Source organism: Phenylobacterium sp., from assembly GCF_036402295.1.
Lineage (GTDB): Bacteria > Pseudomonadota > Alphaproteobacteria > Caulobacterales > Caulobacteraceae > Phenylobacterium.
Genome location: NZ_DASWTE010000202.1, coordinates 1 through 12,969 on the forward strand (window position 1 = coordinate 1; position 12,969 = coordinate 12,969).

14 protein-coding genes are annotated in these 12,969 nt (G+C 69.2%); 4 read left to right on the top strand and 10 right to left on the bottom strand.

The genetic code is table 11. From position 1 onward, the window contains the following. Together VGD44_RS12655 and VGD44_RS12660 are read right to left on the bottom strand one after the other, a co-directional pair. On the bottom strand, window positions 1–246 hold a 246-nt coding region (locus tag VGD44_RS12655), incomplete at its 3' end, for an alpha/beta hydrolase (protein WP_331087512.1). 348 nt (window positions 247–594) lie between these two features. After that, window positions 595–1,560, bottom strand: coding sequence for a zinc-binding alcohol dehydrogenase family protein (locus VGD44_RS12660; RefSeq protein WP_331087514.1), 966 nt, complete (start codon window positions 1,558–1,560; stop codon window positions 595–597). A 122-nt stretch (window positions 1,561–1,682) separates the two neighbouring features. On the opposite strand from VGD44_RS12660, the gene VGD44_RS12665 reads away from it, so the two are divergent. After that, entirely contained in the window at window positions 1,683–2,753 is a 1,071-nt protein-coding gene (locus VGD44_RS12665; RefSeq protein WP_331087516.1) for a serine hydrolase, read from the top strand. A 3-nt stretch (window positions 2,754–2,756) separates the two neighbouring features. Further along, window positions 2,757–3,434 (top strand): VOC family protein, encoded by a 678-nt coding sequence (locus VGD44_RS12670; RefSeq protein WP_331087518.1) that lies wholly within the window; start codon window positions 2,757–2,759, stop codon window positions 3,432–3,434. Here the strand turns inward: VGD44_RS12670 and VGD44_RS12675 are convergent, their stop codons facing one another. The 3 genes from VGD44_RS12675 to VGD44_RS12685 form a co-directional block, all read right to left on the bottom strand. Then, complete coding sequence (locus VGD44_RS12675) at window positions 3,435–4,595, bottom strand: DegT/DnrJ/EryC1/StrS aminotransferase family protein (RefSeq protein ID WP_331087520.1); 1,161 nt, start codon at window positions 4,593–4,595, stop codon at window positions 3,435–3,437. 64 nt (window positions 4,596–4,659) lie between these two features. Beyond that, the gene (locus VGD44_RS12680) at window positions 4,660–5,943 is read right to left on the bottom strand and encodes an amidohydrolase family protein (RefSeq protein WP_331087522.1); all 1,284 of its coding nucleotides are present in this window, start codon (window positions 5,941–5,943) and stop codon (window positions 4,660–4,662) included. A 60-nt stretch (window positions 5,944–6,003) separates the two neighbouring features. After that, window positions 6,004–6,723, bottom strand: a complete 720-nt coding sequence (locus tag VGD44_RS12685; RefSeq protein WP_331087524.1) for a TorF family putative porin — start codon at window positions 6,721–6,723, stop codon at window positions 6,004–6,006. Window positions 6,724–6,772: 49 nt separating this feature from the next. Between VGD44_RS12685 and VGD44_RS12690 the strand changes: the two genes are divergently transcribed. Further along, on the top strand, window positions 6,773–7,684 hold the full coding sequence (locus tag VGD44_RS12690; RefSeq protein ID WP_331087526.1) for a LysR family transcriptional regulator: 912 nt from the start codon (window positions 6,773–6,775) through the stop codon (window positions 7,682–7,684). Here the strand turns inward: VGD44_RS12690 and VGD44_RS12695 are convergent. Next, window positions 7,681–7,968 (bottom strand): helix-turn-helix transcriptional regulator, encoded by a 288-nt coding sequence (locus VGD44_RS12695; protein WP_331087528.1) that lies wholly within the window; start codon window positions 7,966–7,968, stop codon window positions 7,681–7,683. The genes VGD44_RS12690 and VGD44_RS12695 overlap by 4 nt on opposite strands. 180 nt (window positions 7,969–8,148) lie before the next feature. Between VGD44_RS12695 and VGD44_RS12700 the strand changes: the two genes are divergently transcribed. Further along, on the top strand, window positions 8,149–8,931 hold the full coding sequence (locus tag VGD44_RS12700; RefSeq protein WP_331087530.1) for a hypothetical protein: 783 nt from the start codon (window positions 8,149–8,151) through the stop codon (window positions 8,929–8,931). On the opposite strand, the gene VGD44_RS12705 is transcribed toward VGD44_RS12700, so the two are convergent. From VGD44_RS12705 to VGD44_RS12720, 4 genes are all read right to left on the bottom strand, one after another. Further along, window positions 8,932–10,515 (bottom strand): AMP-binding protein, encoded by a 1,584-nt coding sequence (locus VGD44_RS12705; RefSeq protein WP_331087532.1) that lies wholly within the window; start codon window positions 10,513–10,515, stop codon window positions 8,932–8,934. An 80-nt stretch (window positions 10,516–10,595) separates the two neighbouring features. After that, window positions 10,596–10,997 carry a DUF2177 family protein gene (locus VGD44_RS12710; protein WP_331087534.1) on the bottom strand — a complete coding sequence of 134 codons (402 nt, stop codon included), beginning with the start codon at window positions 10,995–10,997 and terminating at the stop codon, window positions 10,596–10,598. A gap of 26 nt (window positions 10,998–11,023) precedes the next feature. Next, window positions 11,024–12,049 (bottom strand): cyclopropane-fatty-acyl-phospholipid synthase family protein, encoded by a 1,026-nt coding sequence (locus VGD44_RS12715; protein ID WP_331087536.1) that lies wholly within the window; start codon window positions 12,047–12,049, stop codon window positions 11,024–11,026. Between the two features lie 7 nt (window positions 12,050–12,056). Beyond that, the gene (locus VGD44_RS12720; RefSeq protein ID WP_331087538.1) at window positions 12,057–12,848 is read right to left on the bottom strand and encodes a DUF1295 domain-containing protein; all 792 of its coding nucleotides are present in this window, start codon (window positions 12,846–12,848) and stop codon (window positions 12,057–12,059) included. Between the last annotated feature and the right edge of the window lie 121 nt (window positions 12,849–12,969).

The window sequence follows — 12,969 nt, forward strand, 5'->3', positions numbered from 1 at the left end:
GATCGCGTCGGCGGCCATGTCCTTCAGCGTGTAGCGGTCGCCCGACTTGAACCAGGTGGAGCGCCCGGTGTCTCGGTTGTCGAAGCGGATGGCGCGGTAGCCCTTCGCGACCAGCTTCGCGCAGAACGCCTCGGGCCAGCGGGTCATCTGCGAGCCGAGGCCGTTGACGAGGATCACGGTTTCCGGCCGGTCGTCGCCGAATGTCTCGTACTCGATCTCGACGGCGCCGCTACGGGCTTTGGGCATCGGTTGCTCCTGCTCCTGGGTACCCTGAGGGTTGTACGGTCTGGACAGCGTCTATCCGAGCGCGTGAAGTGGCTGGTCTTACGGGGGCGACTGCGCCAAACATTGCGCCGGGAATCGCCTTGGGGGAGGGCTGAGCGGAAGGCATGCGCGTCATCGTTCCCCTGCTGCTTTCCCTGGCGATGTGGGTGTTCATCCTGCTTGGCATCGCCGGACTCTGGCTGAAGGTCTTCGGCCGCTAGCGCGCCGTCAGGCGAAGGGGAAGCCGGTTCGCCGCCTGGACGGCGCGCCAGCAAGAAAAGTGGAACGCCTCCCGGGCGCAGAACCGGTGTCCACTTCTGCTGGAGGCGCTCATGGAATAAGCAGCACGCGTCCCACCGCCTGCCGGCTTTCGATGTAGCGATGCGCCTCAGCGGCTTCCGACAGCGGGAACTCGCGGTCGATCACCACCTTCAGCTCGCCCTTCGCCACATCGTCGATCAGCTTTCTGATGTTGTTCTGCACCCGCTCGGTGGCGATCTCGGCGCCCAGGAAGACGCCCGAGATGGTGCGGTTGCCGCCCATCAGCGTCGACAGGTCCATCTTCTGCCGGTCGCGGCCGGCCTGTCCGACCGACGAGACCCGGCCACGGTAGGCGAGCGCGAGGATCGAGCCCTGAAGCGTGGGGCCGCCCACCGAGTCGACCACCACGTCGGCGCCCTTCTTGCCGGTGATCCGCATCACCTCCTCGACGACGTCGTGCGTCTTGTAGTTGATCCCATGCGTCATCCCGAGCGCCTTCAGCCGCTCGAGGCGCTCATCCGACGAGGCGGTGGCGATCACCATCGAGGCGCCGGCGCGGGCCGCGAGCTGGATCGCCGCCACGCCCACGCCGGACGCCCCGGCCTGGATCAGCGCGACCTCGCCGGCCTTCAGGCGGCCGAACTCGAAGAGGCAGTCGTCGGCGGTGCCGAAGGTGACCGGGATGACTGAGGCCTCGCGGGTGCTGAGCCCGGCGGGGACTTTCCAGGCCGTGCGCGCCGGCACGGCGCGAAGCTCGGCGTGACTGCCCCAGCCGCCGGTCGTGCAGACCTTGTCGCCGACGCTGAAGTTCGTGACCTCGGCGCCGACCTCGATCACCTCGCCGGCGGCCTGGTAGCCCACCACGTGCGGGGTGGTCATCAGCGCGCCGCCGAAGCGGTTCAGCGTGTCGCCGCCCTCGATGGCGACCGCTTCGACCCGGATCACGATCCCCTTCGGGTGGCACTGCGGGTCGGGCACGTCCTCGTACTTCAGGACGTCCGGCGGGCCATTCTCGTAGTAAACGGCGGCTTTCATGGGACGTCCCTCTCAAACGTTTGTTTGACGGGACTCCTGTCACGCGCCCTGACCCTGCGCAAGCGTAAGGTGCGCGAGTAGGCGCGCTGGTCCTAGATTGGCGGAAAGGCATGGAGGGGACGATGCTCAGGACCCTGTTGGCGGCCGCGCTGGCCGTCCTGTTGCTGGCCCCGGCCGCGCGGGCCGACGAGGCCGCGCTCGCCGCGCTGAAGACCCGCATCGAGGCGGGCGAGATCCCCGGCGTCCACAGCGTCATCGTGATGCGCGGGGAAGACACGCTCGCCGAGTGGTACTTCCCGGGCAAGGACGAGCGCCGCGGCTTCCCACTGGGCGAGGTGGCGTTCGGCCCCGACACGCTCCACGACGTCCGCTCGGTGACCAAGAGCGTCGTCGGCCTGCTGGTCGGCGTGGCCGTAGAGGAGGGCGCGATCAAGAGCCTGGACACGCCGGTGCTCGACTATTTCCCCGAGTACGCCGACCTGCAGACGCCCGAGCGGCGACGCGTCACGCTGCGCCACCTGCTCAGCATGACCTCAGGCCTGCACTGGGACGAGGACAGCTTTCCCTACACCGACCCGCGCAACTCCGAGATCGCCATGGACCTCGCGAAGGACCCCTACCGCTATGTGCTGAGTCAGCCTTTCGACACCCAACCGGGCGCGGCGTTCAAGTATTCGGGCGGCGACGTCGCGGTGATGGCGGCGGTGCTGGCGCGCGCGACCAAGACGCCGCTCGAGGCCTATGCCGAGCAGAAGCTGTTCAAGCCCTTGGGAATCCCCAAGGTGGAATGGATCAAGGACGGCAAGGGCGTGCCCTACGCGGCCTCCGGGCTCAGGATGACGCCGCGCGACATGGCCAAGGTGGGCCGGATGGTGCTGGACGGCGGCCGCTGGAACCGCCGCCAGGTGATCCCCGCGCGCTGGGTGGAGGCGGCCACGACCCCCAAGGCGCAGGTGCAGCCCGATCCGACGTGTGGGACGCGCTACGGCTATTTCTGGTGGCTGTTCGCGGGCTGTCAGCTCGAACCCGCGACGCCCTGGGCGGCGGGCGTCGGCAACGGGGGTCAGCGGATCGTGGTCGTGCGCGACCAGGGCGTGGTCGTGGTGATGACCGCGGGCCTCTACAACAGCCGCCAGCAGGGCCAGACCACCAACGAGGTGATCGTGGGCGCGCTGAAGGCCGTGCGGAAGTAGGCCGTGCAACTCGCCAAGCCGCGGATCGACATCGGCCTCGCCACCAATGACCTCGCTCCGATGCTGGCGTTCTGGCAGGGCGAGGTGGGCGTCCCGCTGGACCACGTGCTGCCGATCCGGAAAGGCCAGGACCAGCACCGCCACGACGTCGCGGGCAGCGTGCTGAAGATCAACCACCACACCGCGCCCCTGCCGGCCAACCCGCCCAGCGGCTACCGCGAGCTGGTGATCGCGCGCGAGGGCCTGGTCGCGCCGCGGGCGCTGGCCGACCCGGACGGCAACCGCGTGAGCCTCGTGCCGCCGGGCCATGACGGCGTCACCCAGATCGGCGTGCGGATCGGCGTCCGCGACCTCGACGCCCACCGGCGGTTCTACGGCGAGGCGCTGGGCCTGCCCGAGGAGCGGCCGGGCGTGTTCCGCGCGGGCGAGAGCCTGGTCCTGCTGGAGCCCGATCCCGCCGCGCCGGCCGACGCGCAGATGCAGGGCCCGGGCTGGCGCTACATCACCTTCCAGGTGTTCAAGGTCGACGACGAGCACGCCGCCGTGCTGGCCAGGGGCGGCCGCGAGGCGCTGGCGCCGCTGACGCTGGGGACCACGGCGCGCATCTCGATGGTGCGCGACCCGGACGGCAACTGGATCGAGCTCTCCCAGCGCGCCTCGATCGTGGGCAGCCTGACCTAGCTAGCCGTTCCGCTTCACGTAGTTGCGGATGGCCGCGATGACGCCGTCCTGCACCTCGGGCTCGAGGTAGGCGTGCATCGGCAGCGCCAGGACCTTGCCGGCCGCCGCTTCCGTCACCGGCAGGCCTCCCGGCTGCGGATAGCTGCGGTACGGCGCCTGGATGTGCAGCGGGACGGGATAGTAGACCGCCGTCGGGATGCCCTCGCCGCGCAGGTGGGCCGCCAGGCCGTCGCGGTCGTCGGTCTCGATGACGTACTGCGCCCAGACCGAGACGCCGCCGTCGATCACGGGCGGGACGCGCACTACGTCGCCCAGGCCGTCGGCGTAGCGCGCCGCAACCACGTTCCGGGCTTCGATCTCGTCGGCGAAGATGGTCAGCTTCTGCAGCAGGACCGCGGCCTGGAGGGTGTCCATCCGACTGTTCATGCCGACCCGCATGTTCAGGTACTTGGGGTCGTGGTCGAAGGTGCGGCCCTCGAGGTCGCTCTTCACCGCCTGGCCGTGGACGCGCAGGCTGACCAGCAGGTCGTGGAAGCGGGCGTCCTTCGACAGCACCGCCCCGCCATCGCCGTAGCAGCCCAGCGGCTTGGCCGGGAAGAACGAGGTGGTGGTGACGTCGGCCCAGTGGATGGGGTGCTGGCCTGCGAGCGTGCAGCCGAAGCCCTGGGCGGAGTCGGCGATCAGCTTCAGGTCGTGCTTCGCGCAGACCGCGGCGATGGCCGGATAGTCCGCCGGCTGGCCGAACAGGTCGACGGCGATGACCGCGCGCGGCGTGAGTTTCCCCTCGGCCTTCACGGCGGCGACGGCGGCTTCGAGCTTCGCGGGGTCGAGGTTGTAGGTGTCGGGCAGCACGTCGACGAACACTGGCGAGGCGCCCACCAGCGGCATGACCTCGGCCGTGGCGGCGAACGTGAAGGACGGGCAGAAGACCGCGTCGCCGGGCCCGATCTCCCAGGCCATCAGCGGCAGCACCAGCGCCTCGGTGCCGGAACCGCACGACAGCGCGTGCGGCGCCCGGCCGAAGGTCGCGAGCTCGGCCTCGAACTGGGCGATCTCGGGGCCCATGATGTAGGCGCCGGAGCGGACCACCTTGAGGATGGCGTCCTCCAGCGCCTGGCCGAGGCGGGCGCGCTGGGCCTGCAGGTCGATGAACGGAATCATGGCCGCGGCTTATGCCCTGCGCGGCCAACCGGGGCCAAACACGGTTGGTTTCCGTGCGTTTCCCTCACGGCCCCTTGTGGACCACGCCGTCCTTCATAACGAAGCGCACCTTCGTGAGCACGGTGACGTCCTTCGTGGGGTCGCCGTCGACGGCCACGATGTCGGCGGCGTGGCCGGGGGTCAGCGAGCCTGCGACGGCGGAGAGCTGCAGGTGGTCGGCGGCGTTGACCGTGGCGGCCTGGATCGCCTGCAGTGGCGTCATGCCCGCCTTCACCAGCAGCGCGAACTCGCCGGCGTTGTCGCCGTGGGCCGAGACGCCGGTGTCGGTGCCGAACGCGATCTTCACGCCGGCGGCGTGGGCGCGGCGCGCCATGTCCAGCATCTTCGGCCCGGCCTCCAGAGCCTTGGCCGATTGGGCGGGGGTCAGGAAGTTGTTGGGACCCGAGGCCACCCGGTAGACGAAGTCGCCGGCCATAAGCGTCGGCACCAGGTAGGCGCCGTTCTTCTTCATCAGCGCGATGCCCTCGGCGTCGAGGTAGGTGCCGTGCTCGATGGAGTCGCCGCCGGCCTTGATGAAGCTGACGATGCCGTCGCCGCCGTGGGCGTGGGCGGTGACGCGGCGGCCCATGCGGTGGGCCGACTCGACGATCGACTTCAGTTCGTCCTCGGAGAACTGCTGGGCCAGACCCGCGGCGGTGTTGGAGAGCACGCCGCCGGTGGCGGTGATCTTGATGACGTCGGCGCCCTTCCAGACCTGTTCGCGGACGGCGCGGGCGCAGTCGGCGGCGCCGGAGCAGACCGAGTCGGGCCGCAGCACGTGCATCACGTCCTCGCGGAAGCCATTCACGTCGCCGTGGCCGCCGTGGACCGAGATGGCGCCGCCCGAGGCGACGATCCGCGGGCCGGGCACGTCGCCCAGCGCGATCGCCTTGCGCAGCGCGAAGATGGCGTCGTCGTCGGCGCCCAGGTCGGCGACGGTCGTAAAGCCGGCCAGCAAGGTCTTCTTCGCGTAGCGCGCGCCCACCATGGCCTGTTCGGCCGACGACTGGGTCACCTCCTCCAGCCGCGAGCTGGGGTTCTGCTCGCCGGTGATGTGGACGTGGCTGTCGATGAAGCCGGGCAGGACGAAAGCCGACTTCAGGTCCACCACCTTGCCACCGGCCTCGGCGACGTAGCCGTCGGCGATGCGCACCACCTTGCCGTTCTGCACGACCAGGGTCTTGGCGGTCTCGACCGTGCCCGAGGCGGGATCGACCAGGACCCGGCCGGCCTGCACGAAGGTGGTCTGTGCGGCGGCGGGCGCGGAGAGGACGGCGGCGGCGAGCGCGCCGAGGACAAGCTGTTTCACTGGTAAGCCCCCGAAGGATTGCGCCGGGGACCTTAGGCGGATTTCGGACGCGGCCAAGCCTCAGAACAGGATCAGCGGCATCACCGCGGTGACCGCGCCGGTGACCGAAGGGCCGCAGATGTCCGGGTTGAAGCCGCAGCGGGCCCTGGAGAGGTCGGTGTCCTGGTAGCGGACGTCGAAGATGAGATGCCGCCAGCGCGCCTCCGCGCCGAGGCTCCAGTAGCTGCGATCGGGCCGCCGTTCGGTGGTCTGGTGGCCGGCCAGGGCCTTCAGGGTCAGGCCCTTGGCGAGCACGTAGTCCGCCGCGCCCTCGACCCGCCAGACCTGGCCGGCCCCGTACGAGCCCTTGGGGACATAGGTGGTGAGTCCGGTCAGGGTGAGCGCGCCGCCCTTGCGGATCACCGACACGCCGGCCTGGACGAAGTCGAAGGTCGGGCCCGGCGTCCGGTTGTCGGGGAAGGTGCTGTAGAGTCCCTGCAGCTTGAGGTCGGTCTTCGGGTTCAGCTTCAGCGTCTTGCCGCCGTAGAAGTCGAGCTCGTAACTCGGGCTCTGGGCGTAGCCGTAGCCCACCTCAGTTGCGAAGAGCCCGGCGTACCATCCGTCCGACCGAAAATAGTGGACCACCCCCTGGACCGCGGGCTGCCGGTCGGTGCTGGAGACGCCCTGGTAGCGGTAGTCCGACGTCAGCGAGACGTGGGAATAGAGCCCCGACTGCGCGTGGGCAGCCGGGGCCAGAAGCGCCGCGGCGAGTAGCGCGGCGGGGAGGGCGGCGTGGTTCATGCGCCGAATGCTGGCGCGTCTGCGAGTTCAGTCGTACTGAATTCGCTGAATGAGTGATATCGACACGAATAAACTACGACGCCTCGACGGCGGCCTCCTGCTGGTGTTCCGCGAGCTGCTCAGGACCGGTCGTGCAAGCCAAGCGGCCGCGCGCCTAGGGCTGTCGCAGCCGGCGATCAGCCATGCCCTCGGAAGGTTGCGCGACCTGTTCGACGATCCGCTCTTCGTCCGACGCCCGCACGGCTTCGAACCCACGCGACGCGCCCTCGAGTTGGGGCCGCAGATCGAACGCCTCATTGGACTGGCGGGCGAGGCGCTCGATCCGGACGCCCGGTTCGATCCGGCCACGAGCCGACGGCAGTTCAAGTTCGGCGCGCCCGAGTTCGTCACCGCGCTCCTCGGCGCCGAACTCATCCGCCGGCTGCGCGAGGTCGCGCCGGACGTCACCTTCCTGATCGGCCACGCCGACGACGAGCAGGCGATGCAACACCTGCGACGCGGCGACGCCGACTTCGCCCTGGGGCTTTTCTGGGAGCCGCGCCCGGGCTTCCTCATCGAGCCTTTCCTCGAGGACGAGTACTGCTCGGTGGCGCGGGCGGACCACCCGACGATCCGAGGAACGCTCAGCGAGGCGCAGTGGCGAACCACGGGTCACATCTACGCCTGGAACCCCAGCGAGACGGGTCCGCCCGGCCCGAACAACAAGTACCCGGAGGGGGTCAGGCACCTGGCCGCCGTGCCCCAGTGGCTGACCGTCCTGCTCCTGGTGGCCTCCACCGACGGTCTGGGTGCGATGCCGCGCCGGCTCGCGGAGCGATATGCGGAGCGGTTTGGAGTGCAGGTGCTGGACTCGCCGTTCGAGGGAGGCCGGATCTCGGTCTCGCTGATGCGGCGCGCCGGCTTGAAGGACCCCGGCGTCGATTGGTTCCTTGAGCAGGTACGCGCGGCGGCGACCGCCTAGGCGGCGTTGGCGGACGCCAGCGTCTCGGCGGCCGGCAGGCGGCGGCCTTCGTTGGCCGGCAGCGCCCGCGGCACGTCGGCGAAGAAATAGCTCACGTCCACCTCGAGGGCGCAGGCCAGCTTCCACAGCATGCCTACGGACAGGCGCGTGTGGGCGCTCTCGTACTTCTGCACCTGCTGGAAGCTCACGCCGCAAAGGACGCCCAGCTCGGACTGGGTCAGCCCCATCAGCCGTCGCCGGCGCCGCAGCCGCCGCCCCACGACGTATTCCACCGGCTCATCCATGCCGCAAACTCCCAATCCGACAACGGGGAGTTGTTAGCGCCAGCGCGTGGGTTGAGCGACCGAGCTTTAGCCGAGCATAGCCGATCTTTCGGCGAGCTGGACCGCCGCCTCAAACTGATAGTCACGTTCGTCGAACAGAGTCATGTTGCGTTCGGGTCCGGGCAACGGGAGGCTCCTGCGATGGTGGCTGTCGCAACCGCGGGCGAGGCCCGCACCTCGGCGCGCTTCTTCTATGTCTGGATGGCAGGGCTCTGCGCCCTCATCGCCATCGGCGGCTTCGCCGGAACTTACTGGCTGCAGTGGCCGGTCGGCACGTTCGTCGGGTCGCGATTGCTGCACATGCACGCGGTGGTCTTCACGGCCTGGCCGCTGCTGTTCCTGTCGCAGACGTGGCTGCAGGCCAACGGTCGGCTCGACCACCATCGCGCATGGGGCTTGGCCGGCATCGCGCTCGCCACCGCCATGTTCCTGCTCGGCGGCGCTACGGCGATCGGCGGGGCCGCCCACGACCTCGCCGAAGGGAGGCCGCCGGCGAAGGTCCTCGGCTTCCTGGTAATTCCCCTCTCGGCCATCACGATGTTCGCGGGCTTCTTCGCTGCGGCAGTGGCGTTCCGCGGACGGACCGAGATCCATCGGCGGCTGATGCTGCTGGCGACGACCGCCGTCCTGCCGGCGGCGATGGCCCGCGTCTTCTTCCTGGTCAATACGGGCGGCGGGCCGGGGTTGCGACCCGGCCTCGGCATGCCGCTGCCGGTCGAGCGCACCATCGCACCCGGGCTTGTCGTCTACCTGATCATCGTCGCGGCCATGATCTACGACTGGCGCACGCGGGGGCGGCCGCATCCGGCGTACCTGATCGGGCTCACCCTGCTGGTCGCGATGCTGTTCCTGCGCGTCCCCTTGAGCACCAGCCCGCAATGGCTGGCGTTCGCGGACGGCCTGGTGACGATGAGCCGCTACTAGCTAGATCTGCCGGGCGCGGCCTTCCCAGTAGGGCGCGCGGACTTTGTTGCGCTGGATCTTGCCGGCCTCGGAGCGGGGCAGGCTGGTCACGAAGTCGAGGCTGCGCGGCACCTTGAAGCTGGGGAGCGCGCTGCGGGCGAAGTCCAGGATCTCCTGCGCCAGCGCCTCCGAGGGCTCGTAGCCGGGCTTCAGGAGGATCACCGCCTTCACCTGCTCGCCCCATTCCTCGTGCGGCACGCCGACCGTCGCGCTATCGGCCACGGCGTCGTGCTTGATCAGCTCGTTGTCGATCTCCTGCGGATAGATGTTGACCCCGCCCGAGATGATCGTCTCGGCGTTGCGGCCGGTCAGGAAGAGGTACCCGTCGTCGTCGAAGTAGCCCATGTCGCCCATGGTGAAGTAATCGCCGACGCGGCTGGCCTGGGTCTTCTTCTCGTCCTTGTAGTAGGTGAACCCGCCGCCCGGCGGCAGCTGGTGGTAGATGGTCCCGGCCACGTTCGGCGGGCACTCGGCGCCCTGCTCGTCCAGGATCTTCGAGCCCAGGAGCTCGGGCCGCTTGCCCACCGAGCCCGGCTTCCGCAGCCACTCGTGGCTGTCGATCATGAAGCCCGCGCCGCCCTCGGAACCGGCGTAGTACTCGCTGATCACCGGGCCGAACCACTCGATCATCGCGTGCTTCACCTCTGGCGGGCACGGGGCCGCGCCGTGGATGATGTACTTGACCGAGCCGACGTCGTAGCGCGCCTTCGTAGCGTCCGGCACGGCCAGCAGGCGCTGGAACATGATCGGCACCAGGTGCATGTGGGTCACCTTGCGCTCGGCGATGGTGCGAAGCGTGTTCTCCGAATCCCACTTGTCGAGGAACACCAGGGTCGCGCCCGCGCCCATGGCGGCGCGAACGTCGAAGGCCAGCGGGGCCGCGTGGTAGGCGGGGCCGGCGCAGAGCTGCACGGAGCGGGCGTCGTAGCCGCGGAGCGCGTACATCGCCTGGGGCGTCACCACCGCCGTGGTGCGGTGGACGCCCTTGGGGCGGCCGGTCGTGCCGGACGTGTAGAGCATCTGGTTGCCGAGCACCGGGTCGTCGACGTCGGACGCGTCCAGGCCCGCCAGCACCTCGTCGTAGTCGACGAAGCCCGCAATATCGCCGCCCACCGAGACCTTCAGCTTCAGGCCGGGCGCCTGGGCGGCGGCCGGCGGGCCGTTGGCGATCCGCGGCTCGATGAACACCGCCTGGGCCTCGCAGTCGTTCAGGATGTAGGCGATCTCGTCGACGGTCAGGTGCCAGTTGATCGGCGTGATGCGGAAGCCGCCGCGCAGGGTGGCGGCCTGCACCTCGATGAACTCGGCGCGGTTGGACAGCACTAGCGCCACGGCGTCGCCGGCCTTCAGGCCCGCGCCACGCAGCAGCCGCACGATGCGGTTGGCGTTGGCGTTGACCTCGGCGAAGGTGCGGACGCGGCCGTCGGGATCGATCACGGCGGCCTTGTCGGGCTGGACCTCGGCCCACACGGCGGTGGTCATGCCCACCTGCGCCGCCGCCTCCAGCCGCTGGTCCAGGTTCGCCTGTTCCATCACCGCGTCCATCCCTTACCTCCGCTCGGCGTTTACGCCGTATATTATGCCTGACCTTCGAAAAGACCATGGCACGGAGGAATGTGGCGGGGCTAGGGCCTCATCCGCCTGAGAACGTAACCGCCAACGGTCGCGCCGAAGGCCGTGATGAAGGTTCCCCAGAGGATGTCGATGACCGTGATCTGGGTGGCCCAGACCCGCAATGTCGCCTGGTTGGTGAGGTCGTAGGTGGCGTAGCACATGGCGCCGAGCAGCCCGCCGTAGATCGTCGAGCGCATCAGCGGCTCGTTCTTCCGCGGGTAAACCACCAGCGCCAGCACGCCGGCGATGTAGGCCAGGTAGAACACCACCGCCGGCCCCAGGCGCGCGCTGGGCAGCGCCACCGGGTCGAGGGTCGGGAAGTACACCTTGGGCCCGAACTGGGTGAGCCAGATGAAGTCCACGATCGCAAACGCGATCCCGGTCGCCAGGTAGACGGTGATCAGTCGAAGCATGCCCCTCGCCCACAAAGTTGCCGCCCTCAGGCGGGCTTCAGCCTGTAGTGGCTTACGCCCCACTCGGTCCCGCCACGGTGGCCGAAGAGGCCCGCGGTGGCGAGGAAGAACAGCCGCCAGCGGCGATGCCATAGGGTGGCGTCCTTGCCGTAGGTGGCTTCCAGCACCGGGCGGATCCTGCCGACGTTGCGGTCGTAGGCCTCGAGCCAGTGCAGCGCCGTCTTCTCATAGTGGGTCCCGCTCCAGCGCCAGTCCTGCTCGACTGTGAAGAGGTCGGGGAACTGGGCCATCAGGCCATGGCTGGGCATGACGCCGCCCGAGAAGAAGTACTTGCCGATCCAGTCGGCCTCGTCGTTGAGGTCGAACCGGTAGGGCGTAGTCCGGTGCGTGAACACGTGGATGAAGAGGCGCCCCTCGGGCTTCAGCCAGCCCCGCACGCGGCCCAACAGCGCCCGCCAGTTCGACATGTGCTCGAACATCTCGACCGACACGACGCGGTCGAACTCTCCGGGCGCCTCAAAGTCGTTCATGTCGCAGGTGATGACCTCGAGGTTCGAGAGGCCACGTTCCTGCGCGCGCGCCAGGATGAAGGCTTTCTGGCTGGCCGAGTTGGAGACCGAGGTGATCTTCGCACCCGGATAGGTCTTCGCCATCCACAGCGACAGCGAGCCCCAGCCGCAACCCAGTTCCAGGATTCGCTGGCCGTCGGCCAGGTCGGCGTGCTCGGCCGTCTCCTTGAGGGCGTGCTCCTCGGCCTCGGCGATCGTGTCGCCGGGGTTCCTGTAGAGGCACGACGAGTATTTCAGCTGCGGGCCCAGGCATTGGAGGAAGAAGTCCGCGGGGACCTCGTAATGCTGGGCGTTGGCAGCGTCGGTGTGCTCGGCGATCGGGTGCTCGGCCATGTCGCGCGCGAACGCGGCCTCGATTCCGGGTCCGGCCTTGGAATGCTCGCGCCGCGCGTTGGCGACGAGGAGGTGGATCGCGGTCTTGCGGACGATGTCGGGAAGCGGCGCGCCTTCGAACGTGTCGATGGTGGCGGAGATCAGGCTCATTCGGAACTCAGGCTCGTTTGGGTGGAACGGGGAAGAAGACGCTGACGCGCCGCTGGTAGTCGCGGAACTTGTCGCCGCGGGACTTGACCATCTCCGCTTCCAGCAGCGGAACGCCCGAGACGTAGCGCAGCAGGCCGTACATGACGGCCGGCGCGGCGAGGCTGAGCCAGGTGACGGGCTGGGCGGGATCGAGCGCGATTACGGGGTAGGCCAGCCAGCCCAGCCACTGGAAGAAGTAGTTCGGGTGCCGCGACCAGGCCCAAAGCCCGGTCTCGATGACCTGGCCCTTGTTGGCCGGGTTCTCGCGGAAGCGCTTCATCTGGGCGTCGGAGACCGCCTCGCCGGTGATGGCGGCCAGGAAGAGCACCGCGGCGACCCCGTCGCGCAAGCCCAGCGCCGCGCCCGGCGCCTGGGCGGCCAGCACGACGGACAGGCCGAGCAGGGCTGTGGCCGGCGCCTGCGGCAGGGTCACCCACAGCATGGTCAGGGGGTAGGTCTTCGCGGTCGCGCGGATCTTCGCGTAGCGCGGATCCTCGTCGTGGCTCGCCACGCGCGGCGTCAGGTAGAGCCCCAGGCGCAGGCACCAGACCGCCATCAACGCCGCCACGAGGATGTTCCGCGGTCCGATCGCTCCGACCCCGTTGGCCAGCAGCGCCGCGGCGGCCAGCACCACGCCCGTGCCCCACGTCCAGAAGACGTCGGTCCAGCCGCCGTTCTTCACGGCCAGGCCATAGGCCCAGGCCGCGATCATAACGACCAGCATCGCGCCAAGCACGTAGAGTTCGATCTGAAGCAGCATGCGAGTGTCCCCGTGGCATACGACCACGTTCCGCGCTCAGACGCATCCGGCGCTGTGACGAAGACGTAGCATTTGCTAAGCACTCGGGTGGCGGGACGCGCGCCGGAGAGCGCGTGAAGGA

Excerpts from the sequence above, each read along its gene's own strand:
- VGD44_RS12710 (WP_331087534.1), bottom strand. The coding sequence starts at position 10,997 with ATGCTTCGACTGATCACCGTCTACCTGGCGACCGGGATCGCGTTTGCG.
- VGD44_RS12660 (WP_331087514.1), bottom strand. The coding sequence starts at position 1,560 with ATGAAAGCCGCCGTTTACTACGAGAATGGCCCGCCGGACGTCCTGAAG.
- VGD44_RS12690 (WP_331087526.1), top strand. The coding sequence starts at position 6,773 with ATGAGTGATATCGACACGAATAAACTACGACGCCTCGACGGCGGCCTC.
- VGD44_RS12665 (WP_331087516.1), top strand. The coding sequence starts at position 1,683 with ATGCTCAGGACCCTGTTGGCGGCCGCGCTGGCCGTCCTGTTGCTGGCC.
- VGD44_RS12700 (WP_331087530.1), top strand. The coding sequence starts at position 8,149 with ATGGTGGCTGTCGCAACCGCGGGCGAGGCCCGCACCTCGGCGCGCTTC.
- VGD44_RS12675 (WP_331087520.1), bottom strand. The coding sequence starts at position 4,595 with ATGATTCCGTTCATCGACCTGCAGGCCCAGCGCGCCCGCCTCGGCCAG.
- VGD44_RS12695 (WP_331087528.1), bottom strand. The coding sequence starts at position 7,968 with ATGGATGAGCCGGTGGAATACGTCGTGGGGCGGCGGCTGCGGCGCCGG.
- VGD44_RS12720 (WP_331087538.1), bottom strand. The coding sequence starts at position 12,848 with ATGCTGCTTCAGATCGAACTCTACGTGCTTGGCGCGATGCTGGTCGTT.
- VGD44_RS12685 (WP_331087524.1), bottom strand. The coding sequence starts at position 6,723 with ATGAACCACGCCGCCCTCCCCGCCGCGCTACTCGCCGCGGCGCTTCTG.
- VGD44_RS12715 (WP_331087536.1), bottom strand. The coding sequence starts at position 12,049 with ATGAGCCTGATCTCCGCCACCATCGACACGTTCGAAGGCGCGCCGCTT.
- VGD44_RS12705 (WP_331087532.1), bottom strand. The coding sequence starts at position 10,515 with ATGGACGCGGTGATGGAACAGGCGAACCTGGACCAGCGGCTGGAGGCG.